Here is a 24,271-nt window from a genome sequence, read left to right as displayed (position 1 = left end):
CTTTTATTCCTTGGGTGCCCCTCCCCCAGTCAGTGTTTTGGATTCCGTTATAACCGCCTTCTACCTCCCAGACCACGAAGTACCGCAATCCCGGCCTCTCTTTGAACAAGGTACAAAGTTCTGTGCCATGCAAGCCTCCAATTCAATGCCGTCATACCGGACTCTGCTTGCCGCTTTCACTACGGGAAATAGCGCCAACCGCACCTCGCAAAGACGTCGGTACGGTTGCGATGATTAAACCAACCCCGCCTCCACCACCCATTGTTCCAGCCCGACCAGATCGGGAATCCGCGCCAGGGTTTCGCCGACTTGCACGGCGGCCAGTTCCAGCTCGGCCAGTGGCACGTCGACGTAGCTGAGTTGGCTGTCGAGTTTGCAGGAGCGGGGAATGCCCTGGATCAGCAGGGCAATGAATTTGAGGTCGTCGTGATCGCCCAGGGCGTTGAGTACGACGATGCGCGCGCGGCCGCCCACGCGGGTGCGGCTTCCGCAGGCGGCTTCAAAGCTGAGCAACGGCAAGGTGCGTTGACGCCAACTGATCGGCCCCAGATACCATTCGGGCGCATCGAGGTCGGCCGAGCTGTCCTGATAGTCGATCAGCTCGGCCACGGCGACGTTGGGCAGGACCAGGTTGCGGTCGCTCAAGGGCAGGATCAGGCCGGTCAGGGTTGCCAGATGGCTGGAGTTGGCGGCGGCGCTAGGCATTGATCTGGCTCCAGTGGGCGATGCTGTCGAGCAGCACCGATTCCTGATAAGGCTTGCTCAGGTAATCATTGACGCCGCTGGCCATGGCGCGGTCGCGGTGTTTCTGGCCGGAGCGTGAAGTGATCATGATGATCGGCAGCTCCTTGAGGCGCTCGTCGTTGCGGATATTGATCGCCACTTCGAAGCCGTCCATGCGCGGCATTTCGATATCCAGCAGCATGATGTCCGGCGTGTGGTCCTTGAGCAGCGCCATGGCGTCGACCCCGTCCTTGGCGGTCAGCACGGTCATGCCATTGCGCTCCAGCAGCCGGCTGGTCACCTTGCGCACGGTGACGGAGTCATCCACCACCATCACCAGCAAACGTCGAGCGGGTTCGATTTCGCTATAGGCCGGGGTGCTCAGGCCGGAATTGCGCCGGGACTGCAAACGGCCATGCAAGGCGCGGATATGCGCGAGCAAGTCGAGAATCAGCACCACGCTGCCGTCGCCAAGAATAGTTGCGCCGGAAATACCCTGCACGCCGGCGAATTGCGGGCCGAGGCTTTTCACGACGATTTCCCGCGAACCGGCCAGCGCATCGACCTGCACCGCAACCCATTGGTCATGCACATGCACCAGCAGCACCGGCAGCGGTTGGGTCTGGCCGATGAGTTTGGGTGGCTGGCCGTAGTTGAGCAGTTCGCCGAGATAACGCAGCTCGTAGACGCGCTCGCCGTATTGGTAACGCGGCGGGATCGACTGGTAACACGCTTCCAGCTCGCCGGGCAGGACCCGCACGATGCCTTCGACGGTATTGAGCGGCACCGCGTATTGCTCTTCGCCACACTGCACCATCAGTGCGCGGTTGACCGACACCGAGAATGGCAGGCGGATGCTGAACTGGGTGCCTTGCCCGGACGTCGACTGAATCGCCATGGTGCCGCCCAATTGCCTGACCTCCGCGTGAACCACGTCCATACCGACGCCGCGCCCGGAAATCTGGGTGATGGTCTCGGCCGTGGAAAACCCCGGCTGCAGGATGAACTGCAAGGTTTCGTAGTCATCGGGCTGGGCGTCAGCAGCGATCAGGCCGCGTTTGTGCGCCTTGCGCCGTACCGCGTCCAGATCGATACCGGCGCCATCGTCGTGCATCTGGATGACGATATCGCCGCCTTCATGGTTAAGGCTCAGGCTGATGGTGCCGTACTCCGGCTTGCCATCCGCCAGGCGCTTTTCGGTGGTTTCCAGGCCATGGTCGATGGCGTTGCGCAGCATATGTTCCAGAGGCGCGACCATGCGTTCGAGCACGCTGCGGTCCATCTCGCCTTCTGCGTCGCCCACATCGAAGCGGACTTTTTTGTGCAGCTCGCCGGAGACCTGGCGAACGATGCGTTTGAGCCGTGGCATCAGTCGCTCGAACGGCACCATGCGCGTGCGCATCAGCCCTTCCTGCAAATCGGTATTGACCCGCGCCTGTTGCAGCAACAACGTTTGTGCGTCGTTGCCACGGGCGTCGAGGGTTTCCTTGAGGTCCATCAAGTCCGACGCGGACTCGAACAACGCCCGCGACAGTTGTTGCAGCTGCGAATGGCGGTCCATTTCCAGCGGGTCGAAATCTTCATAACCCAGGCGCTCGGCTTGCACTTGTTCGCGGCTGAGCAGGCTGCCCTGGGTTTCGACATCCAGACGGCGCAGCTGGTCGCGCATCCGTTCGATGGTCGTTGCCATTTCCGCCAGTGCCGCTTGAGCGTCTGTGACCTGCTGCTCGATGCGCCCGCGAAAGATCGAGGTTTCTCCCGCCAGGTTCACCAGGTTTTCCAGCTCCTCGGCGGCGACCTTGACCATTTCCGGCGCTGAACGCTCGGAGTCGCTTTCCGCGCCGGGAGTTGGTAGCGGGGTGACGAACGGTTCGGGCTGCGCCTGCACCGCATCGGCTACCGGCTCAGAAGTCGTGTCGGGGTTGGCGTGCTTGCGAATGTTGTCGATCAGCAACGCTGCGCTGGGCAAGGGTTTGTCGGCGCGCACGGCATCGAGCATGTCGGCCAGCAGATCGTGACCGCTTTGCAGCAGGCTCATGATCACCGGGTCAGCGCGCAGTTGCCCGGCGGACAGCCCTTCGTACAGCGATTCCATTTCGTGGGACAAGTCGCCGATAGGGGCGATTTCCACCATGCGCGCGCCCCCTTTGAGGGTGTGCAGATCGCGCAGCAGGTTTTCCACTTCCAGCATGTTGTTGGGATCGGCCTGCCAGCGCGCCAGCGACGCAGCCGAGCTTTCGCTGATGTCGAAACCTTCTTCGAGGAAAATTTCCAGCAGCTCGGGATCGCGCTCTTCGGCGACCGCCACTGATGGGGTCTCAGGGATTGGCAGCGGCGCCGGGACATTGCCCAGGCGCAGGAGGCTGATGGCTTCGATCAAGGCGGCAGGATCAGCCAAGGGTTGCTGCTTTTGCAGTTGTTCCAGCATCAACGCCAGCTGGTCGTGACTGCTGACCAGCAGCTCGGCCATTTCCGGGGAATAACTGTAACGACGGTCGATCAGTCCTTCATACAAGGCTTCCAGCTCGTGGGCCAGGTCGCCGACGGTGCTGATTTCCGCCATCCGCGCGCCGCCCTTGAGGGTGTGCAGATCCCGTTGCAGGGAAGACAGCGGCTGGGCGTTTTCCGGGTCGTCGAGCCAGCGTTGCAGGGCTTGCCCGGCGCTGTCGAGAATATCCACGGCTTCTTCGAGGAAGATCTCGACGATTTCCTCGTCCAGGCCGGAGAAGTCGTAGCGCGCGTCGCCGCCCTCTTCAACCGCCAGTGCGGTGGTCAGTTGCTCGGTTACAGCGTGCAGATCGGTGATGCTCGACGCGCCGCCGTCATGGCTTTTGATCAGGCCCATGGCGCCGGGGTCCAGCGCCTGATCCAGCAGATCGCGCAGAGCCAGCACGCGCTCGGGACGCGCCTCGACTTCCTGCCCGGCGGCGACTTGATCAAGCATGTTGATCAACGCTTCGTGCGCGTGTTCGGCCTCATCGAAAAACAGCTCGCTGACCGCCAGGCTGCTTTCTTCCACTGCGCCATACAGGTCGAGCAAGGCTTCGCACAGTTCATCGACTTGCGGCAGATCCGCCAGGTGCGCGCCGTGCCCCAGAGTGGTCAGCTCTTCCAGCAAGGCGCTGAGTTCCTGGCGCTCGCCGGGGTGCTGGCGCCAGCGCTGCAACAGGCTTTCGGCGTCGAGCAGGATGTCCATGCCTTCGGCAAGGAAGGTAGCGATCAACTGCGGATTGTGTTTGATCCGCAAACCGTTGTTGGACGCACTGAGTGCTGCGGCCAGGCGTTCATTGAGCTGCTCAAGTGCCGCTTCGATCAGGCTGTCCGCGCCAGGAATCGGTTTCAGCGGCTCGCTGCCCAGTTGCTCCAGGCCATGGCGGAACAACGGCTCGGCGCTGCGCAGCAGATCGAGTTCATCCTGGCCCAGCGCGATGAGGTTGGCCTTGAACTCCCGGGCCAGCTGGTCAAGCGGGTTGGCCAGCTCGGCAATCGGCACCACGCCGGCCATGTAGGCGCTGCCTTTGAGCGTGTGCAAGGCGCGCAGCAATTCATCGGTAATGGGCGGCGATGGATCGTCGGCGGCGTTATCGAGAAAACGTTGCAGGTTGTCCAGATGGCTGCGGGCTTCCTGACGGAAAATCTCCAGCAGTTGCGGATCGAGCGCTTCATTGTCCGTTTCAGCAGCGTCGGCTTCGAAGCTCAGCGGCCCTTTGCCCTTGGCCAAAGCGTGGGCGCGTGCGGCCAGCAGGTCGACATCGTCACGCTGGCGCTGGGCATTTTCGGCAAAGTCGCGAATCACTTGCGGCAGCAGCGCCAGCACTTCAGTCAGCAGTTGCTGCACGTGCTGATCGGGTTTGACGTTGCTTTCCAGAATCCGGTTGAGCAGATTTTCCACCGACCACGCCAGCTCGCCGAGAATCAGCGCCCGCACCATGCGCCCGCTGCCCTTGAGGGTGTGGAACGCGCGGCGTATTTCGGTCAGCGCGCTCGCATTGCCGGGGTCGCCATTGGCGTTGTCGTTATCGATGGAGGCAAACCAGCGCGGCAGGTATTCCTGCAACGCCGCCAGCACTTCTTCGGTTTCTTCGAGGAAAACTTCCAGCAGCTCGTCGTCGACGCCCTCTTCATCGGCCGGCGGCGGCAACAAGCTGGTGGGCATATTGCGCGCGGGCGGATTGACTGCGGAAACCGGGCTGGCCAGCACGTCGGCGATGGTTTGCGTCGGGCTGACCAACGCCTGTCGCGCTTGCAGCTCAAGGATTTCGTCCTGGCTGATGACTTCATCCAGCAGCGGCACTTCCATGGCATCGGGTGTGGGTGAATAGCCCAACAACGCGAGGCTTTCCTGTGCCATGTCGAGCACCTGCTCGCCCGGCGCTTCGGGGTCTTCGCCCATGCGTTCCAGGTAATACTCGATGCCGGTCAGGGTATCGGCCAGGCTGTCGAGTTGGGTCCACGCGGGTCGATTCTCGTCGACCAGCAAGTGTTCCAGGATGTATTCGTTGCACGCCGCCAACAGGCTGGCGGCACGCGCCAGCGGGATCATCGCCAGCGCGCCACGCACTTGCACCAACAGCGCGGACAAGGGTTCGAGTCGCTGCCGATCCCATTCGCCGTCGATGTAATCGATGATCACATCCTTGGCCTGCTGCAAACCGATCCGGGCTTCGCGGATCACCAGTTGATGAATCTGCGTCAGGTCGGTGGTGGGCAAGCGGCTGTCTTCACGACGCGCTTGTTCCACGGTGCCGACCATGCCCGCCAGCGTTGCCTCGACGTACAGCAGCGCGCCCGCCACGTCCATCAGTGCCGCATCGCTGGGCTCGCGTTGGCCCTGGGCCAGGCCTTGCACGACACTCAGCTGATCGATGATAACTTTGCGCGGCTGTCCGAAACCCAATACCGCCAAGGTGTCGGCTACCTGACGCAACGGCGGCAGCAGCCCATTGAGTTCGCTGACATGCAGGCGGTCGCCACGCACGAAGACGTCCAGCCGCTCCTTGACCCGCACCAGTTCTTCGCACAGCGCCATGATCACCGAACGCATCGCGTCGCGATCCGGTCCGCCAATGTTGGCGCTCTGCTGATCGGCCAGCGACGTGTCGGGCAAGGCCTGATCCAGGCCGTATTGGTCTTTCAGGTCGAGCATGCGCGGCGCCTGGCTGTCGGACTTGGCGATATAAAACAGCAGGCTTTTGAGCAGTTCGTCCGGCGCCGGTTGATTGATGGCTTCGATGCCTTGGTCCAGCAGGCGCTTGAGTTCCTTGTCGGCGTCCTTGAGCAGGCTGCGCAAGGCCGGGCTGTTGGTGAAGTTGCCGTTGACCATGGTTTCCACCAACGCCGAAGCAATCTGCCACAGCGGGCCGAGCGGTGCTTCGTTGCACAGCAGTTCCAGACGGGCGAAGACCTTGCCCATGTAGCCAAGCTGCACCTGCACATCCTGTTCACGGAGCAAGCCGACCAATGCGGTTTGCAAGGTCTGGCGCAATTTGCGCAGCAGGCTCGGCAGTTCGGGGGTGTCACGTTGCGCCAGGGCTTGTGCGCCCAGCGGCGGCACGCTGACCAGTTGCGGGGCGAACAGGCTGGTTTCCGAGAGCAGGCTTTCGCCACGGGCGCTGCGCAAATCGTTGAGCAGCGGCAAAACCACCAGCGGCAGATCGCGGCGCGCTGAATGAATGCGGTCCAGATACACCGGCAGCTGAGTCAACGCCTGGGTCAGCAGTTGCACGGCTTCGGACCGCTGGGTGACGCGACCCTGCTGCAGGGCCAGCGCCAGTTGCTCGATTTCTTCGGCGAGCAGGGCCGCGCCGTAGAACTCGATCATCTGCAGGCTGCCGTGGACCTGATGCACGCCATCCAGACAAGCGTCCATCGCCTCCGTTTGCGCCGGGTCGGCGACAAACAGTTCCAGGGCCTGGCGGGCCTGCTTGAGTGTTTCGGCGATTTCGCCCTTTACCCACTCCAGCGCCACATAGTCGTGCCGATCAGCCATGACGACTCCAATCCCCTCAACCATTGCTCATCGCAACGTCGTTCGTTTATTTAGCCGCGGTCTTTCGAGGACGGCAAGGTGAACCCGGATACCGAGCGACGCATCTCGCTGGCCATTTTCGCCAGATTGCCCATGCTGCGTGCCGTGGCCGCCGTACCCGAAGTGGTTTGCGACGTGGTTTGCTGGATCACGGTCATGGTCTGGGACAGCTGTTGTCCCAGCACGGCCTGTTGTTGCGCAGCCTTGGTGATGCTTTCGATCAACGCGGCGAGAATTTTCGAAACGCCTTCGATTTCTTCCAGCGCAACCCCGGCATCCTGCGCCAGTCGCGCGCCACGCACCACTTCGGTGGTGGTCTGCTCCATGGAGATGACCGCTTCGTTGGTGTCGTTCTGAATGGCCCGCACCAGGGTTTCAATCTGCTTGGTCGCCGAGGACGAACGCTCGGCCAGACGCTGCACTTCATCGGCAACCACGGCGAAACCGCGACCCGCGTCACCGGCCATGGAGGCCTGGATCGCGGCGTTCAGGGCGAGAATATTGGTCTGATCGGCAATATCATCGATCAGGCTGACAATATCGCCGATCTCCTGGGAAGACTCGCCGAGGCGCTTGATCCGCTTGGACGTGTCCTGAATCTGCTCGCGAATGGTGTCCATGCCGTAAATGGTGTTGTGCACCACTTCGTTGCCTTTATTGGCGATGGTCACCGAGCGCTCGGCCACCGATGAAGATTCCAGCGCGTTGGCGGACACCTGATCGATGGAAACCGCCATGTCATTGATCGCGTTGGACGCCGCTGCGATCTGCAACGCCTGATGCTCGGATGCGGCGGCCAGTTGGGTCGCGGTGGTTTGCGTGTCCTTGACCGCGCCGAAGACCTGCTCGGCAGTCAGGTTGATGGTTGCCACCAGTTCACGCAGCTGGTCGACGGAATAGTTGATGGAGTCGGCGATGGCTCCGGTGAAATCTTCGGTCACCGTGGCGGCAACGGTCAGATCGCCATCGGCCAGATTCTCGATCTCATCGAGCAGGCGCATGATCGCGGTCTGGTTGCGCTCGTTCTTCTCGGCGGTTTCCCGCAGTTGACGGTTGGTTTCGCGGACCATCACCAGGCCGATCAGGATGATCGACATCAAAGCCAACAGGCCAAGCACGTAACCGCCGATGGTGTTGGCCGAGCGCATGTTGGCCAGATGCTCAAGGCTATTGGCCAACACCGACGATTCATCCAGCAGGGTTTGCGAGGTGCTGAAAATCCTGCCGGACGACTCGCGAACCTGGAATAACTCCGGGGACGTTTCGAGAATCTCATCCACGGAACCGGAGACGAACTCAAACAGCTCGGAAATCTCCGCCAGGCGTGTCCGGGCGTCACGATCTTCGACCTGGGTGATCTTCAGCGTCGCATTGCCTTCGAGCATGCCGCTCAACACCCGGCCAAACTGGCTGGCATCGCGACCAAACGAGTCGGCAGCCTGCACCGCGCTGTCGTCGCCGGACAGGACCTTGTTGACCGAACCGAGAATCCGCTCAGCCAGCAGCGACTGACGCTGGGCCAGCGCAATCTGGCTGGCCGGCGCGTGGCTTTGCAGCAGGATTTCGACGACTTTGTCGTACTCGACCTGCAATTGCGGGATGGTTTCGGCCAGAGTCGCGGCGACCTGATGCAACGAGAGCACGGTCTGCTCGCTGGCGAGGATCACATCCGTGCTCTTGCGCAGGGTTTCCCAGTCGTTTTGCACCGCTTGCAGCTCGTCGCGCACTTCGTGAGGCGCGGGCGGCAGGCCGGTGGCTTTGTCGCCTTTGCGCAGGACACCCCAGCGCAGGTCGAAATCGTTGCGCGCGTCGGCCAGCAATTTGAACGCGGCCGCTTTACCGGCGGCGGCTTCAGTGGCGTTCTTGGCGATCCGCTGGGACAGCACGCGCAGCTCGCCAGCATGCCCGATGTACTGCTTATCGTAATTCGACTGAGTGTTGAGGTAGGCGAAATTGACGAACAGCAACATGATGGAAATGATCAGCGCGACGAACAACACAATGATCTGCGAACGGCTACGCGCGCCTTGTAATGATCTGCCTGTCTTACTCATTAATCAGGCCCCCGCCTGGACCAACTGCGATTGTTCATCCGCACAACAAGATGCCAGGTTTACCGGCCTGCCGGGATGCCTATGAAGCCACGTCCATGAAACCTGGAGACTGCGCCAGCGCCCAGGGGCTGAAAACCAGCCAGGCCTGCTCGCGCAGGAACTGACCGCGAATGTACGGCGCGATGACACTATCGAGCTCACCCGACTGCGGCGGCATCAGGCTCAGCTGGCTGAAATGCTGCAGGCCAAGCACCTCGTCGACGATCAAGCCGGCGAACACGTCCTGATGTTCGACTACCAATACCCGCCGCTGCCTGCGCACTTGCGACAACTCGTGACCAAAAAAACTGCACAGGTCCATGATGGGCAACAGCCGTCCGCGCAGATTGGCGATGCCGCGCACCCAAGGCTTCACGCCGGGCAATACCGCGTAACGCGGCTCATGCAGGATTTCGCCGATTTCGCCCATGGGCGCCACGTAGCAGCGGCCGCCCATGCGAAAGCCGATGCCGCTCCATTCCTGCTGCCGGGCTTCCTGGGAAGGCAAATCGGCGGCAAGCGAACGGCAGCGCTGGTCGATATCGAACAGCAACTGGAAAGCAGTTTGCGACTCAGCCATGACGAACCGGCAATCAGCCGGCCAGTACCGCGTTCAGGGTTTTCATCAGGGTTTCTTCATCCACCGGCTTGGTCAGATAGTCCCGCGCGCCCTGGCGCTTGCCCCAGACCTTGTCGGTTTCCTGATCCTTGGTGGTGATCATGATCACCGGGATCATGCTGGTGTCGGCGTCCTTGGTCAGCTGGCGCGTGGCCTGGAAGCCATTGAGGCCGGGCATCACGATGTCCATCAACACCGCATCGGGTTTTTCCTGACGGGCAAGTGCCACGCCGTCGGCACCGTTTTCAGCCTTGAGGACTTCATGGCCATGCTTTTCCAGCATACCGGTCAGTTTGTACATTTCGGTCGGCGAGTCATCGACGATCAGGATTCGAGCCATGGTGTTCCCCATAAGGATGGATGCCCGCAACCGTAAGGCCGGGCATCACGATATCTGTTGTTCTACCGCAACGAACCCCGGCACATGCGCCTTGATCGCATCGAGCAGTTCTTCCTTGCTAAACGGCTTGGTCAAAAACTGGTCCGAGCCCACGATTCGACCCTTCGCCTTGTCGAACAGACCGTCCTTGGACGAAAGCATGATCACCGGCGTCGACTTGAACGCGCGGTTATTCTTGATCAGGGCGCAGGTCTGATAGCCATCCAGGCGCGGCATCATGATGTCGACGAAAATGATTCGCGGATGGTTATCAGCAATCTTGGCCAACGCGTCGAAGCCATCGATTGCGGTAATGACCTCACAACCGACATTCTTCAACAGCGTCTCGGCGGTGCGGCGAATGGTCTTCGAATCGTCAATGACCATGACTTTCAATGCTGCTGGATGCTGTTCCATATCTGCTCTTCCCTCGCCGCGGCGAACATTTTTCGCGTCCTTTCCGGCACTGGGGTTGCTAAACGACCGATGGTCCAAGCGCCGAGCCTTTTTAGCACACTCCTCCCCCTCAATCCATAAAGCCTGCCGCCGCGTGCCTGCCTCTTGACCCGGAGCATGCAGAGCGCCACCCTGACGCCTATTTCAAGGCCGCCGCGCCGTTATCGACCAGAGGATATTTGCCCATGAGCGTTCGCCTAGGGATTGTCATGGACCCCATTGAGCGCATCTCCTATAAAAAGGACAGCTCACTGGCCATGCTGCTTGCCGCCCAGGCGCGGGGTTGGTCGCTGTTCTATATGGAACAGCAGGATCTGTATCAGAACGCCGGTCAGGCCCGCGCACGGGTCAAGCCGCTGAAAGTGTTCGCCGACCCGGCCAAGTGGTTCGAACTGGACGCCGAGGAAGATATCGGCCTGGACGACCTCGACGTGATCCTGATGCGCAAGGATCCGCCGTTCGACATGGAATTCGTTTACGCCACGTATCTGCTGGAACAAGCGGAAACCGCCGGCGTGCTGATCGTCAACAAGCCGCAGAGCCTGCGTGACTGCAACGAAAAACTGTTCGCCACGCTGTTCCCGACCCTGACCCCGCCGACGCTGGTCAGCCGTCGCGCGGACATCCTGCGTGGTTTTGCCGAGCAACATGGCGATGTGATCCTCAAGCCGCTGGACGGCATGGGCGGCGCGTCGATCTTCCGCCATCGCGCGGGCGATCCGAACCTGTCGGTGATCCTCGAAACCCTGACGGCCCACGGCACCCAGCAAATCATGGCGCAAGGCTATTTGCCGGCGATTAAGGACGGCGACAAACGCATCCTGATGATCGACGGCGAACCGGTGCCGTATTGCCTGGCGCGCATTCCGGCAGCAGGCGAAACCCGTGGCAACCTGGCGGCGGGCGGCCGTGGCGAAGCGCGTCCACTGACCGAAAAAGATCGCTGGATCGCTGAGCAGATCGGCCCGACCTTGCGCGAAAAAGGCTTGATCTTCGTCGGTCTTGACGTCATCGGCGAGCATCTGACCGAAATCAACGTCACCAGCCCGACCTGTATCCGGGAAATCGACAACGCCTTCGGCACGGACATCGGCGGGATGTTGATGGATGTGATCGAGAAGAAATTGAAGGCAAGGTGACTCTTGTGGGGGCGAGGCTTGGTGTAGGACCGGCTTAAGCCGGGAGGGCAATTGACGGCCTCGCGACTAAAGTCGCTCCTACGGTCGCCCCTACAGTCGCTCCTACGGGCGATTCGCGGGCAAGCCTCGCTCCAACGGGGTTATGATGCGCGCCTTGCAATACCTGAAGAGACGCTGAACCGCTGATGACATCCCTGGCCGACAACGACCTCCCTTACGAACTCTCCCGAGCTGGCGTGCGACCCGCTGATCGTCTGGGGTTTACCCTGATGATTGCGGCGTTGATCCACCTCGCGGTGATCCTTGGCGTGGGCTTCACCTACGTCAAACCCGAGCAAATCAGCCATACGCTGGAAATCACTCTCGCGACCTTCAAAAGCGAAACCAAGCCAAAACAGGCGGACTTTCTCGCTCAGGACGACCAGCAAGGCAGCGGCACCCTGGATAAGGCCGAAATCCCCAAGACCACGGAAATCGCGCCGTTTCAGGACACCAAGATCAATAAGGTGACACCGCCACCGGCCAGCAAGCCCGTGGTCAAGCAGGAAGCCCAGAAAACCGTGGTTGCCACCAAGGCGCCAACGCCGCAGAAGACCGTTGCCAAGCGCGAAGAGGTCAAACCTGATCCTGCGCCCAAGAAAGCCCCGACATTCGACAGCGCCGAGCTGAGCAGCGAGATCGCCAGCCTCGAGGCCGAACTGTCCAACGAACAACAGCTGTACGCCAAACGGCCGAAGATCCACCGCCTGAGTGCCGCATCGACCATGCGCGATAAAGGCGCCTGGTACAAAGACGACTGGCGCAAGAAAGTCGAGCGGGTCGGCAACCTCAACTACCCCGAGGAAGCCCGACGCCAGCAGATTTATGGCAATTTGCGCCTGATGGTCTCGATCAACCGCGATGGCTCGCTGTATGAAGTGTTGGTGCTGGAGTCTTCCGGGCAGCCTTTGCTGGATCAGGCGGCCCAGCGCATCGTGCGGCTCGCGGCGCCATTTGCGCCGTTCACCGGCGATCTTGCCGACATCGATCGACTTGAGATCATTCGCACCTGGAAATTCGCCAGGGGCGACAAGCTTTCCAGTAACTGACCTGTATTTATCCACCCGCGGCACTGCGGCAAACGCCAGTTGTCATGCCTGCCGCGCAGCGCCACACTAGGGCTCATGAAAAACGTATCCGCCGGTTATCTCAAGCATCAATTCCTGATCGCCATGCCCCATATGGTGGACCCGAACTTTGCGCAGACGCTGACCTACATCGTCGAGCACAACGCCAATGGCGCCATGGGTCTGGTGATCAATCGTCCGCAAAGCCTCACGCTTGCCGACATTCTCGAACAATTGCGTCCCGACGTTCCGGCACCCAAGCGCTGCGCGGACATCGCCATCCATACCGGCGGTCCGGTGCAGACAGACCGGGGCTTCGTCCTGCATCCCAGCGGGCCGATCTTCCAGGCCACCGTCGAGCTGGGCGGCCTTTCGCTGTCCACCTCGCAAGACGTGCTGTTTTCCATCGCCGACGGCTACGGCCCTGATCAAAATGTGATCACCCTTGGCTACGCCGGCTGGGAAGCCGGGCAACTGGAAGCCGAAGTCGCCGACAATGCCTGGCTGACATGCCCTTTCGACCCGGCCATCCTGTTTGAAATGGAAAGCGAGCAGCGCCTCAATGCCGCTGCCAAACGCCTGGGCGTCAACCTCAGCCTGCTGACCAGCCAGGCGGGCCACGCCTGATGGCCGCATTGCGTCTTCTACTGGGTTTTGATTACGGCACCAAACAGATCGGCGTTGCCGTGGGCCAGGTGATTACCGGCCAGGCCCGGGAACTCTGCACCCTCAAGGCTCAGCAAGGCGTGCCGGACTGGAGCCAGATCGAAGCGTTGATCAAGGAATGGAAGCCGGATGCAATCGTCGTTGGCTTGCCGCTGAACATGGACGGCACGCCCAGCGAGATGAGCGCCAAGGCGGAAAAATTCTCCCGACGCATCAATGGCCGCTTCAACCTGCCCGTGTATACCCACGACGAACGCCTGACCACCTTTGAAGCCAAGGGCGAGCGCATGAGTCGCGGCGGACAGCGCGGCAGCTACAAGGACAATCCGGTGGATGCCATCGCCGCTGCGCTGCTGTTGCAAGGCTGGCTTGATGCCAATTCCGAACTGTTCAATGTCTGACATGCTCAGGCTGTACAACATCTTCATGTGCGGCACCGTGACACCCGAAATTCCCGTTTCAGCCTGAGCAGCGCCGCGCGCATGAACCTCGGGCACTTCTTAGGAGCACTTTCATGAGCCTGCCCAACCCCGCTGAACTGATCAGCCATATGGCCGCTGATCTGAACGCTCATCTGCACAAGCGCGGCATTACCGATCCGCGCTTTATCGGTATCCGCACTGGCGGCGTCTGGGTCGCGCAAGCGCTGCTCAAGGCGCTGGGCAGCGAAGCGGCGCTGGGCACGCTGGACGTGTCGTTCTACCGCGACGACTTCAGCCAGAACGGCCTGCACCCGCAAGTGCGCCCTTCAGAGCTGCCATTCGAAATCGAAGGCCAGCATCTGGTGCTGATCGATGACGTGTTGATGAGCGGCCGCACCATTCGCGCAGCCCTCAACGAGCTGTTCGATTACGGTCGCCCGGCCAGCGTGACGCTGGTCTGCCTGCTGGATCTGGATGCTGGCGAGTTGCCGATTCGGCCGAATGTGGTCGGCGCAACCCTGTCGCTGGCCGATCACGAACGCGTGAAGCTGACCGGCCCCGAGCCGCTGGGCCTCGAAATGCAAAACCTTTCCACTGCCTCCGCCGCCCTTTAGCCGCCCTTTTTCAAGAGTCCTTTGCGATGACGCCTCTCCACGCCAAGCGCCCGCTGCAGCTCAACCATCAGGGTCAGCTGCGCCACTTCCTCTCTCTCGACGGCTTGCCTCGCGAGTTGCTCACCGAAATCCTCGACACGGCGGACTCCTTTCTGGAAGTCGGCGCGCGAGCGGTGAAAAAAGTCCCTTTATTGCGCGGCAAGACCGTGTGCAATGTGTTCTTCGAGAACTCCACGCGCACCCGCACCACCTTTGAACTGGCGGCCCAGCGTTTGTCGGCCGACGTCATCACCCTGAACGTCTCAACCTCGTCCACCAGCAAGGGCGAGACGCTGTTCGACACCTTGCGCAACCTGGAAGCGATGGCTGCCGACATGTTCGTCGTACGCCACGGCGACTCCGGCGCCGCGCATTTCATTGCCGAGCATGTGTCGCCGGAAGTGGCGATCATCAACGGTGGCGACGGCCGCCACGCGCACCCGACCCAAGGCATGCTCGACATGCTGACCATTCGCCGCCACAAAGGCGGTTTCGAGAACCTCTCGGTGGCCATCGTCGGCGACATCCTGCACTCCCGCGTGGCGCGCTCGAACATGATCGCCCTCAAGGCGCTAGGTTGCCCGGACATCCGCGTCATCGGCCCGAAAACCCTGCTGCCCATTGGCATCGAGCAATATGGCGTCAAGGTTTACACCGACCTGGATGCAGGCCTGAAGGATGTCGACGTGGTGATCATGCTGCGTCTGCAACGTGAACGCATGCAAGGCGGTTTGCTGCCCAGCGAAGGCGAGTTCTATCGGCTGTTCGGCCTGACCACCGCACGGCTGGCCGGCGCCAAACCCGACGCCATCGTCATGCACCCCGGCCCGATCAATCGCGGCGTGGAAATCGAATCGGCCGTCGCCGACGGTGCTCATTCAGTGATTCTCAACCAGGTCACCTACGGCATCGCCGTGCGCATGGCCGTATTGTCCATGGCCATGAGCGGCCAGACCGCGCAACGCCAATTCGAGCAGGAGAACGCCCAGTGAAGCTCAGTATTCTCGGCGCTCGCGTCATCGACCCAACCAGCGGTCTGGATCAAGTCACCGATCTGCACATCGAAGCGTGCAAGGTGCTCGCCATTGGCGCGGCACCGGCCGGTTTCGAACCGGTTCAAACCATCGACGCCACCGGCCTGATCGCCGCGCCGGGTCTGGTCGACCTGAACGTTGCCCTGCGCGAGCCGGGTTACAGCCGCAAGGGCACGATTGCCAGCGAAACCCGCGCCGCAGCGGCGGGTGGCGTGACCAGCCTGTGCTGTCCGCCACGTACCAAACCGATTCTGGACACCTCGGCGGTGGCCGAACTGATCCTCGACCGCGCCCGCGAAGCCGGGCACGCCAAGGTGTTCCCGATTGGCGCCCTGAGCAAAGGCCTGGAAGGCGAGCAACTGGCGGAACTGGTCGCCTTGCGCGACGTGGGCTGCGTGGCGTTCGGCAACGGTCTGGAGAGCTTTCGCAACACGCGCACGCTGTGCCGTGCGCTGGAATACGCCGCGACGTTCGACCTGACGGTGATTTTCAACTCCCAGGACCGCGACCTGGCCGAAGGCGGCCTGGCCCACGAAGGCCCGACCGCCAGTTTCCTTGGCCTGGCCGGGATTCCGGAAACCGCTGAAACCGTAGCCCTGGCCCGCGACTTGTTGCTGGTCGAGCAAAGCGGCGTGCGCGCGCATTTCAGCCAGCTGACCAGCGCCCGTGGCGCGGCGTTGATCGCCCAGGCGCAGGCACGCGGTTTGAAAGTCACGGCGGATGTGGCGTTGTATCAGCTGATCCTGACCGACGAAGCCTTGATCGACTTCTCCAGCCTGTATCACGTGCAACCACCGCTGCGCAGCCGCGCGGATCGCGATGGCCTGCGCGAAGCGGTGAAATCCGGGGTGATCCAGGCGATCTCCAGCCATCATCAGCCCCACGAACGTGACGCCAAGCTGGCGCCATTCGCGGCAACTGAACCCGGGATCAGCAGCGTTGAGTTGCTGTTGCCATTGGCCATGACGCTGGTGGAAGACGGCTTGCTGGATTTGCCAACGCTGATAGCCCGCCTGAGCACCGGCCCGGCGGCAGCATTGCGCCTGCCTGCAGGGCAACTGAGCGCGGGATCGGCAGCGGATATCGTCCTGTTCGATCCGGCGGCATCAACAGTCGCGGGCGAGAAGTGGTTGTCCAAAGGCGAAAACTGCCCGTTCCTCGGCCATTGCCTCCCGGGCGCGGTGCGTTACACCTTGGTGGATGGACGGATTAGTTATACGGGTTAAGAGACGACGTGTAGGACCGGCTTTAGCCGGGAGAGCGCTCTCCCGGCTAAAGCCAGTCCTACAGGTAATTGCAGCACCCTTAACGAGGGTCCATCTCCTACAAGTTACGGATTACCAATCAACCATTCAAATAACGCAACAAGGTTCCCTTGCGGAGACTGTTGGCATTGACGCCTACCAGTATCCTGCCGTCTGTCTGTTGGCGCATTTCGAGCGGAATATCATTGAAACCGCCCACGGGTGTTTCAACTCTTCCAGTTTCAGAATCACCGAAGTTTATATCCGGCGTCCCGTCGCTGTTAAACCGTGCTACATATACATAACTGTCATGAATAGCAACCAGACGCATTGAACGCCCCGCCACCAACAACTTCCCATCACGTTGAAACTGCGCCGAAACCCAATCTGCCGAATAACGCTCATTAATCGGCGTCAACAACAGTGTTCCGTTATTAAAGCCAACATCGGAGAAACCTTCAGCGGTAATACCGATGATAAATCCCTGATCAATCAAACCTTGATCTGCAATAACCGCCGACGCCGCACCCACTCCCACCAGCGAGCCATCTGGACTCATCGCGATGGAGTTGATGTGCAGCTGGTAATCCTCCAGTGAGAACTCGAAAAATCCCGTACCCAGCGGGCCGAAGGTTTCATCCAGCTGTCCCGCTTCATCCAGGCGAACGAACATGCCGCTGGTTGAGTCGCTGCCTTCATGGGTCACCTGTCCGGCGAGCACCATCTTGCCATCAGGTTGGACCACGAAACCGCTGACCCGCAACGACGCACCTGGCGGGGCAAAATCCTTGATGCCATTGCCATTGAACGTCCCGTCCAGCTCGCCCTGAGTGGTCAGCCGGTAGACAATCGCGCTTTCCATCGCGCCTTGTGCAGTCGTTCGCACGCCGGTCGTGCTGGCAAGAATCCGCCCATCCGGCAACTGCTGCAGATCGCCGACGAAGGACCTGAGGAAACCGGGTTTGCCAGGCGGCAAGTCCTTGCGCATCAACCCCTGCTCACCGAATTCGACATCCGCCGCACCGGTCGCGAGGAACCGCGCCACCAGCAGAACCGGATCAGCCAACTCCGGACTACCGGCATAACCAAGGGCTTGCATAAGAATCTTGCCGTCATCCTGCACCACCAGCCGGGTCGGGATGATCATCTTGAAGTTGATCGGGAATGTGCCTCTGATCACTCCATCGCTGCCAAATGCGCTATCTCTTTGACCATTGCCTTGCAGGCGGGCGATAAAATATTCCACCGGGTGGCTGACTGTTTCGGCGAAATAGCCGCACGCATAAAGATGACCATCAGGTGTCGGCGCAACTGAAGAAAAGAACAGATCCCGACCCGCCGGCCAATCCAGCGCTCGCAAAATATCCACCCAGCCAGGGATATCCGGCTGTTGGGTGAATTCCGGGTCCAGTTGTCCCGCATAACGCGGAGAAGTATTAATGTTTTCCATAACAGCATCCTTGTTCGAAAGTTTGAGATGTGATGCCCTGCCCTTTTCCAAAGAGCAATTTCATCCATGGGGAATCACAATTTTCGGTTTACTCTGATTTAAATGCGGATGCAAACCCAATTGGATGTTTAATATCGCCATCCATGTTTCACATGCAGGAGGGGACTTGGTTCGCCGCCCGAACGACGGCGAATGTCAAAGACTCCGCAATCACCCGCGCTGGGCGTTTTTTATCGATATCTGGTCGTTCAGCGTCCAGAAGTCATACAGCACGCCCACCAGGAACAGGCCGCCGGTGCACAAATAGATAAGCCCGGTGATCCACTTGCCCATGTACATGCGATGCACACCGAACACGCCGAGGAAAGTCAGCAAGATCCAGGAGAGGCTGTAGTCCGTCGAACCGGCAGTGAAACGCAGGTCGGCTTCGCGATCCATTGCCGGAATCAGGAACACGTCGATCAGCCAGCCGATACCCAGCAGGCCGAGGGTGAAGAACCAGATCGTTCCGGTGACCGGCTTGCCATAGTAGAAGCGATGCGCCCCGGTGAAGCCGACGATCCAGAGCAAATAGCCCATGATTTTGCTGTGAGTGTCTTGAGGTTGTTGGTCATGCCGATAGGTGTTCATTGCTGCCCTCATTTGGATTGATAGAAAAAAATATTCGTAAATTCTGTGACTTTTTCGTGTCCATCCGACGTATGGCGGGAACCTCCTATCGATCGGGCAAACCCTTGTAACTAAAGGGATTGGAGCGGGTTTTGAGACAGTTTGTCGCATAAATCGCAACGATGAGGCCGTAATTGAATCGACAAATGGGGTCAGAAATTCACGAAAAGCTGTTATAAAGTTGCGCGCTTACCCACAAGAGCCCTGCCGAATGCGTCCATTTTTCAAGTCATGGCTAACCATCTGCCTATTATTGCCCCTGGCCGCTCATGCCACCAATCGTGAGCAATCCTTACCTGCGAGTTTCTCTGGCTACACGGCGAAAAGTCACTCTTCGCCAACCCTCGCAACCAACCGCACCGAGCCTGCGCCGGTCATTTCTCCAAGAGAGCGCAGCACCAAGGCAGCTATTCGTCCAGCCGCCCTCAAGAACTCGAAGAAGACCAGCAGTGTTGCAGTGATGGCGCCTAACGCCAAACAAAGCAACTCGGTGGTCAGCCGCGCGCTCAGTGCTGTCGGCACACCTTACCGTTGGGGCGGCACCACCGCTGGCAAAGGTCTGGATTGCAGCGGCCTGGTCAAATACGCGTTCAACGGCGTCAGTGAAGTCAATCTGCCGCGCACATCCAATGCCATGGCCGAAGGCCACGGGCAGAAAGTCGATCGCAAGGATTTGAAGCCGGGCGACCTGCTGTTCTTCAACATCAAGAGCCGCAAGGTCAACCACGTCGCCATTTACCTGGGCAACGACCGCTTCGTCCACGCCCCGCGCCGTGGCAAGGCCGTGACTGTCGATACGCTGAAAAAGCCGTATTGGGACAGCCACTACATGGTCGCCAAGCGCGTCCTGCCTAAGCAGAAAGAGCCGCTGCGCATCGTTCAGCGCTGATTGGTTGTGGGACCGGATTCATCCGGGAAGGCGTCGTATCTGACAACAGAGATGCATCGCCCTATTCCCGGTTTGAACACCGATTCGCGGGCAAGCCTCGCTCCAACGGGCCGTCTACTCAGAAATTATCCGGCACCTTGGCCTTTTCCCGCGCGCTGTCGCGGGTAACCAGGCCGCGGGTGACCAGATCCTTCATGCACATATCCAGCGTCTGCATACCCAGCGAGCCTCCGGTCTGAATCGCTGAGTACATCTGTGCGACCTTGTCTTCGCGAATCAGGTTCCTGATCGCTGGCGTACCCATCATGATTTCGTGCGCAGCAATCCGCCCGCCGCCGACCTTCTTCAGCAGGGTTTGCGACACCACGGCATGCAGCGACTCGGACAACATCGAACGAATCATGGATTTTTCCTGCGCCGGGAACACGTCGACGATCCGGTCGATGGTCTTCGCTGCGGACGTGGTGTGCAGCGTGCCAAACACCAGGTGACCGGTTTCCGCCGCCGTCAGCGCCAGGCGAATGGTTTCCAGGTCGCGCAGCTCGCCCACCAGAATCACGTCCGGGTCTTCACGCAGCGCCGAGCGCAAGGCTTCCGAAAAGCCGAGGGTATCGCGGTGCACTTCGCGCTGGTTGACCAGGCACTTCTTGGACTCGTGAACGAATTCGATCGGGTCTTCGATGGTCAGGATGTGGTGATGTTTGTTGCAGTTCAGGTAATCGACCATCGCTGCCAGGGTCGTCGACTTGCCGGAACCGGTCGGTCCGGTGACCAGGACCAGGCCGCGCGGCACGTCGGTAATCTTGCGAAACACTTCTCCCATCCCGAGATCTTCCATGCTCAGGATCTTCGAAGGAATGGTCCGAAACACCGCGCCCGCGCCACGGTTCTGGTTGAACGCGTTGACCCGAAAGCGTGCAACGCCCGGCACTTCGAAGGAAAAGTCGGTTTCCAGCAGCTCTTCGAAGTTCTGCCGTTGCTTGTCGTTCATGATGTCGTAGATCAGCTCCTGAACCTCTTTGGCGCTCAGGGCTGGCAGGTTGATCCGCCGCACATCGCCATCGACCCGGATCATCGGCGGCAGGCCAGCAGAGAGATGCAAGTCCGATGCGCCTTGCTTGGCACTGAAGGCCAGCAGCTCGGTAATATCCATACAGCTCCTCAATCACATAGAATGCCGCAGACTTTAGCCCTGCTGGCGCAAATCAATGTCCACGATAGCAGCGAACATTTCAACGCTCGGCGCACGAATTAACGCAGCCGCCCTTGCCGCCCAACGCGATCCAGCCGCCATCGGCCTGCTCGCGGTGAGCAAGACCAAGCCGGCCAGCGCCTTGCGCGAAGCCTATGCGGCGGGTTTGCGCGACTTTGGCGAAAACTATTTGCAGGAAGCCCTGAGCAAACAGCTCGAATTGGCCGACCTGCCCTTGTGTTGGCATTTCATCGGCCCCATTCAGTCGAACAAGACTCGCGCAATTGCCGAGAACTTCGCCTGGGTGCATTCAGTGGATCGCTTGAAAATCGCACAACGTCTGTCTGAGCAACGTCCTGCGGACTTGCCGCCGCTCAATATCTGCATTCAGGTCAATGTCAGTGGCGAAGCCAGCAAGTCCGGCTGCACGCCCGCTGATTTACCTACGCTGGCCGCGGCGATCAGCGCTTTGCCGCGCCTGAAGCTGCGCGGCCTGATGGCGATTCCCGAACCGACCGAAGACAGCGCGGAACAAAACGCGGCCTTTGCGGCGGTCAAGTCGCTGCAGCAACAGCTGAATCTGCCACTCGACACCCTTTCCATGGGCATGAGCCACGACCTGGAGGCCGCCATCGCACAAGGCGCAACCTGGGTGCGGATCGGTACTGCCCTTTTTGGCGCCCGTGATTACGGCCAGCCATAACCTTCCCCTCTCAAGGAACCCGACATGAGCGAGACTCGTATTGCCTTTATCGGCGCCGGTAACATGGCCGCCAGCCTGATCGGCGGGCTGCGCGCCCAGGGCGTGGAAGCCGACTCGATCCGCGCCAGCGATCCCGGCGCCGAACAGCGCGGCAAGATCGCCGCTGAGCATGGCATCGTGGTGGTTGCCGACAACGCCGAAGCCATCGAAGGCGCGGATGTGGTGCTGATCGCGGTCAAGCCGCAGATGATGAAAGCCGTCTGCGAAGCCCTGCGCCCTAGCCTCAAACCCAATCAATTGGTGGTGTCCATCGCCGCCGGGATCACTTGCGCGAGCATGGCCCAATGGCTGGGCGAGCAACCGATCGTGCGCTGCATGCCCAACACACCAGCGTTGTTGCGTCAGGGTGTCAGCGGCTTGTACGCCACGGCTTTGGTGAGCCAGGCGCAGCGCGATCAGGCCGAGCAGTTGCTGTCGGCAGTCGGCATTGCCCTGTGGGTCGATGAAGAACAGCAGCTGGATGCAGTGACGGCGGTGTCGGGCAGCGGTCCGGCGTATTTCTTTCTGTTGATCGAGGCCATGACGGCAGCGGGCGTGAAACTGGGCCTGCCGCAGGAAGTCGCTTCGCAGCTGACGCTGCAAACCGCGCTGGGCGCCGCGCTGATGGCCACTGGCAGCGATGTTGACGCTGCCGAGCTGCGTCGTCGGGTAACCTCGCCTGCGGGCACTACAGAAGCTGCAATCAAATCATTCCAGGCCGGGGGCTTCGAAGCTCTGGTCGAAACCGCACTCACTGCCGCCGCACAGCGCTCGGCAGAGATGGCCGAACAGTTGGGCAAGTAACTTTCCAGGCCTTTGAGGAACAGAACCGATGATCGGACTGAACACCGCTGCAATCTACATCCTGCAAACCATCGGCAGCTTGTACCTGCTGATCATTTTGCTGCGCTTCGTGCTGCAACTGGTGCGGGCAGACTTCTACAACCCGCTGAGCCAGTTCGCCGTACGCGCCACCCAACCGCTGCTCAAGCCGCTGCGCCGGATCATTCCCAGCCTGTTCGGCCTGGACATGTCGTCGCTGGTGCTGGCGATCATCGTCCAGCTGATCCTGATGGCGCTGACCTTGCTGCTGGCCTACGGCACCACCGGTGATCCGTTGCATCTGCTGATCTGGGCAATCATTGGCGTGACCGCGCTGTTCCTGAAGATTTTCTTCTTCGCCCTGATCATCAGCGTGATCCTGTCCTGGGTCGCCCCGGCCAGCCACAACCCTGGCGCGGAAATGGTCAACCAGATCTGCGAGCCGATGCTGGCCCCGCTGCGCAAGATCCTGCCGAATCTGGGTGGCCTGGATATTTCGCCGATCCTGGCGTTCATGGTCCTCAAGCTGCTGGACATGCTGGTCATCAACAACCTGGCGGCCATGAGCATGATGCCGGATGTGCTGCGTTTGTTGATCTGACCTGCACAACTGCGTAGGACCGGCTTTAGCCGGGAGGGCGTCAATGCAGACGATGTACATTTATCGTCTGAGATAATGCCCTCCCGGCTGAAGCCGGTCCTACGGAGAATGCGGGTGAGCCGCCGATGCCCGAATTATTACTTGGTTGCCCCTCCCCCCGTCGGTCTTTAGACTTACGCCTCATTTAAGCGAGAGCAGGGTCGATGTCCACGGTCTTTCCCGAAGATTCTGTCGGTCTAGTCACGCCGCAACTGGCGCATTTCAGCGAGCCTCTGGCCCTGGACTGTGGTCGTTCCTTGCCTGCCTACGACCTGATTTACGAAACCTATGGCGAGCTCAATGCCGCGTGCAGCAATGCCGTGCTGGTGTGCCACGCCTTGTCCGGCCATCACCACGCGGCGGGTTTCAATAGCGTCGACGAGCGCAAGCCCGGCTGGTGGGACAGTTGCATCGGCCCCGGCAAGCCCATCGACACCAACCGCTTCTTCGTGGTCAGCCTGAACAACCTGGGTGGCTGCAACGGCTCTACCGGCCCGAGCAGTATCGATCCGGAAACCGGCAAGCCATTTGGCGCGAACTTTCCGGTATTGACCGTCGAGGACTGGGTTCACAGTCAGGCGCGTCTGGCTGATCGGCTCGGCATCGAGCAATGGGCCGCAGTGGTCGGCGGCAGTCTGGGTGGCATGCAGGCGCTGCAATGGACCATGACGTACCCCAATCGCGTGCGCCATTGTCTGGCTATCGCTTCGGCACCCAAGCTGTCGGCGCAGAACATCGCCTTCAACGAAGTGGCGCGGCAGGCGATCCTCTCCGACCCGGAATTCCATGGCGGCGACTTCCAGGAATTCGGCGTGATCCCCAAGCGCGGCCTGATGCTGGCGCGCATGGTCGGCCACATCACGTATCTGTCCGACGATTCCATGGGCGAGAAATTCGGCCGTGGGCTCAAGAGCGAGAAGCTCAACTACGACTTTCACAGCGTCGAGTTTCAGGTCGAAAGCTATCTGCGTTATCAGGGTGAAGAGTTCTCCGGGCGTTTCGACGCCAACACTTACCTGCTGATGACCAAGGCGCTGGACTACTTCGACCCGGCCAGCGCGTTCAATGACAATCTGGCGGCGACGCTGGCCAACGTCACCGCCGAGTTCTGCGTGATTTCGTTCACCACCGACTGGCGCTTTTCCCCGGCCCGTTCCCGGGAACTGGTGGACGCACTGATGGCGGCGAAGAAGAACGTCTGCTACCTGGAAATCGACGCGCCTCAGGGCCACGACGCCTTCCTGATCCCGATCCCGCGCTACTTGCAGGCTTTCTCCAGCTACATGAACCGCATTGCACTTTGAG

Annotated in this window: 21 protein-coding genes; 12 read left to right on the top strand and 9 right to left on the bottom strand. The window is 60.5% G+C overall.

Going from position 1 to position 24,271, the window contains the following annotated elements; translation table 11 throughout:
* Positions 1 to 234 precede the first annotated feature (234 nt).
* The 6 genes from AABC73_RS02375 to pilG all read right to left on the bottom strand — a co-directional run bounded on the left by AABC73_RS02375 (position 235) and on the right by pilG (position 10,259).
* Complete coding sequence (locus tag AABC73_RS02375) at positions 235 to 705, bottom strand: chemotaxis protein CheW (protein WP_331149536.1); 471 nt, start codon at positions 703 to 705, stop codon at positions 235 to 237.
* Entirely contained in the window at positions 698 to 6,712 is a 6,015-nt protein-coding gene (locus AABC73_RS02370; RefSeq protein ID WP_341522292.1) for an Hpt domain-containing protein, read from the bottom strand. The genes AABC73_RS02375 and AABC73_RS02370 overlap by 8 nt, the downstream gene beginning before the upstream one ends.
* A gap of 50 nt (positions 6,713 to 6,762) precedes the next feature.
* Complete coding sequence (locus AABC73_RS02365; protein WP_341522291.1) at positions 6,763 to 8,805, bottom strand: methyl-accepting chemotaxis protein; 2,043 nt, start codon at positions 8,803 to 8,805, stop codon at positions 6,763 to 6,765.
* 79 nt (positions 8,806 to 8,884) lie between these two features.
* Positions 8,885 to 9,424 (bottom strand): chemotaxis protein CheW, encoded by a 540-nt coding sequence (locus tag AABC73_RS02360; protein WP_341522290.1) that lies wholly within the window; start codon positions 9,422 to 9,424, stop codon positions 8,885 to 8,887.
* A gap of 13 nt (positions 9,425 to 9,437) precedes the next feature.
* A complete protein-coding gene (pilH, locus tag AABC73_RS02355; protein ID WP_003316741.1) occupies positions 9,438 to 9,803 on the bottom strand; it encodes a twitching motility response regulator PilH in 366 nt (121 codons plus the stop codon).
* Positions 9,804 to 9,848: 45 nt separating this feature from the next.
* The gene (gene pilG, locus AABC73_RS02350; protein ID WP_341522289.1) at positions 9,849 to 10,259 is read right to left on the bottom strand and encodes a twitching motility response regulator PilG; all 411 of its coding nucleotides are present in this window, start codon (positions 10,257 to 10,259) and stop codon (positions 9,849 to 9,851) included.
* A gap of 224 nt (positions 10,260 to 10,483) precedes the next feature.
* On the opposite strand from pilG, the gene gshB reads away from it, so the two are divergent.
* From gshB to AABC73_RS02315, 7 genes are all read left to right on the top strand, one after another.
* Positions 10,484 to 11,437, top strand: a complete 954-nt coding sequence (gene gshB, locus AABC73_RS02345; protein ID WP_331149541.1) for a glutathione synthase — start codon at positions 10,484 to 10,486, stop codon at positions 11,435 to 11,437.
* A 185-nt stretch (positions 11,438 to 11,622) separates the two neighbouring features.
* Entirely contained in the window at positions 11,623 to 12,525 is a 903-nt protein-coding gene (locus AABC73_RS02340; protein ID WP_331149542.1) for an energy transducer TonB, read from the top strand.
* A 75-nt stretch (positions 12,526 to 12,600) separates the two neighbouring features.
* Positions 12,601 to 13,170 (top strand): YqgE/AlgH family protein, encoded by a 570-nt coding sequence (locus AABC73_RS02335; protein WP_065831720.1) that lies wholly within the window; start codon positions 12,601 to 12,603, stop codon positions 13,168 to 13,170.
* A complete protein-coding gene (gene ruvX / locus AABC73_RS02330) occupies positions 13,170 to 13,610 on the top strand; it encodes a Holliday junction resolvase RuvX (protein WP_341522288.1) in 441 nt (146 codons plus the stop codon). Before AABC73_RS02335 ends, ruvX begins: the two co-directional genes overlap by 1 nt.
* A gap of 113 nt (positions 13,611 to 13,723) precedes the next feature.
* The gene (gene pyrR, locus AABC73_RS02325) at positions 13,724 to 14,245 is read left to right on the top strand and encodes a bifunctional pyr operon transcriptional regulator/uracil phosphoribosyltransferase PyrR (protein WP_341522287.1); all 522 of its coding nucleotides are present in this window, start codon (positions 13,724 to 13,726) and stop codon (positions 14,243 to 14,245) included.
* A gap of 26 nt (positions 14,246 to 14,271) precedes the next feature.
* Entirely contained in the window at positions 14,272 to 15,276 is a 1,005-nt protein-coding gene (locus AABC73_RS02320; protein WP_047577007.1) for an aspartate carbamoyltransferase catalytic subunit, read from the top strand.
* Positions 15,273 to 16,544: a dihydroorotase gene (locus tag AABC73_RS02315; protein WP_341522286.1), complete on the top strand. Its 1,272-nt coding sequence runs from the start codon at positions 15,273 to 15,275 to the stop codon at positions 16,542 to 16,544. The genes AABC73_RS02320 and AABC73_RS02315 overlap by 4 nt, the downstream gene beginning before the upstream one ends.
* Before the next feature lie 118 nt (positions 16,545 to 16,662).
* Here the strand turns inward: AABC73_RS02315 and AABC73_RS02310 are convergent, their stop codons facing one another.
* Together AABC73_RS02310 and AABC73_RS02305 are read right to left on the bottom strand one after the other, a co-directional pair.
* On the bottom strand, positions 16,663 to 18,012 hold the full coding sequence (locus tag AABC73_RS02310; protein WP_341522285.1) for a hypothetical protein: 1,350 nt from the start codon (positions 18,010 to 18,012) through the stop codon (positions 16,663 to 16,665).
* 210 nt (positions 18,013 to 18,222) lie between these two features.
* Positions 18,223 to 18,642, bottom strand: coding sequence for a TM2 domain-containing protein (locus AABC73_RS02305; protein ID WP_341522284.1), 420 nt, complete (start codon positions 18,640 to 18,642; stop codon positions 18,223 to 18,225).
* Between the two features lie 250 nt (positions 18,643 to 18,892).
* Here AABC73_RS02305 and AABC73_RS02300 point away from each other — a divergent pair, with 250 nt between their 5' ends.
* Positions 18,893 to 19,570 carry a C40 family peptidase gene (locus AABC73_RS02300; protein WP_341522283.1) on the top strand — a complete coding sequence of 226 codons (678 nt, stop codon included), beginning with the start codon at positions 18,893 to 18,895 and terminating at the stop codon, positions 19,568 to 19,570.
* A 118-nt stretch (positions 19,571 to 19,688) separates the two neighbouring features.
* On the opposite strand, the gene AABC73_RS02295 is transcribed toward AABC73_RS02300, so the two are convergent.
* Positions 19,689 to 20,723, bottom strand: coding sequence for a type IV pilus twitching motility protein PilT (locus AABC73_RS02295; protein WP_020291795.1), 1,035 nt, complete (start codon positions 20,721 to 20,723; stop codon positions 19,689 to 19,691).
* Positions 20,724 to 20,778: 55 nt separating this feature from the next.
* Here AABC73_RS02295 and AABC73_RS02290 point away from each other — a divergent pair, with 55 nt between their 5' ends.
* From AABC73_RS02290 to AABC73_RS02275, 4 genes are all read left to right on the top strand, one after another.
* Positions 20,779 to 21,465, top strand: coding sequence for a YggS family pyridoxal phosphate-dependent enzyme (locus AABC73_RS02290; RefSeq protein WP_341522282.1), 687 nt, complete (start codon positions 20,779 to 20,781; stop codon positions 21,463 to 21,465).
* A gap of 24 nt (positions 21,466 to 21,489) precedes the next feature.
* The gene (gene proC / locus AABC73_RS02285) at positions 21,490 to 22,308 is read left to right on the top strand and encodes a pyrroline-5-carboxylate reductase (RefSeq protein ID WP_341522281.1); all 819 of its coding nucleotides are present in this window, start codon (positions 21,490 to 21,492) and stop codon (positions 22,306 to 22,308) included.
* Positions 22,309 to 22,336: 28 nt separating this feature from the next.
* Entirely contained in the window at positions 22,337 to 22,927 is a 591-nt protein-coding gene (locus AABC73_RS02280; protein WP_341522280.1) for a YggT family protein, read from the top strand.
* Positions 22,928 to 23,130: 203 nt separating this feature from the next.
* On the top strand, positions 23,131 to 24,270 hold the full coding sequence (locus AABC73_RS02275) for a homoserine O-acetyltransferase (RefSeq protein ID WP_341522279.1): 1,140 nt from the start codon (positions 23,131 to 23,133) through the stop codon (positions 24,268 to 24,270).
* The last annotated feature ends 1 nt before the right edge of the window (position 24,271 follow it).

Source organism: Pseudomonas sp. G.S.17 (assembly GCF_038096165.1).
Taxonomy (GTDB): domain Bacteria; phylum Pseudomonadota; class Gammaproteobacteria; order Pseudomonadales; family Pseudomonadaceae; genus Aquipseudomonas.
Note: the sequence above shows the minus strand (reverse complement) of the source record. Positions and strands in the feature narration are given on the sequence as shown.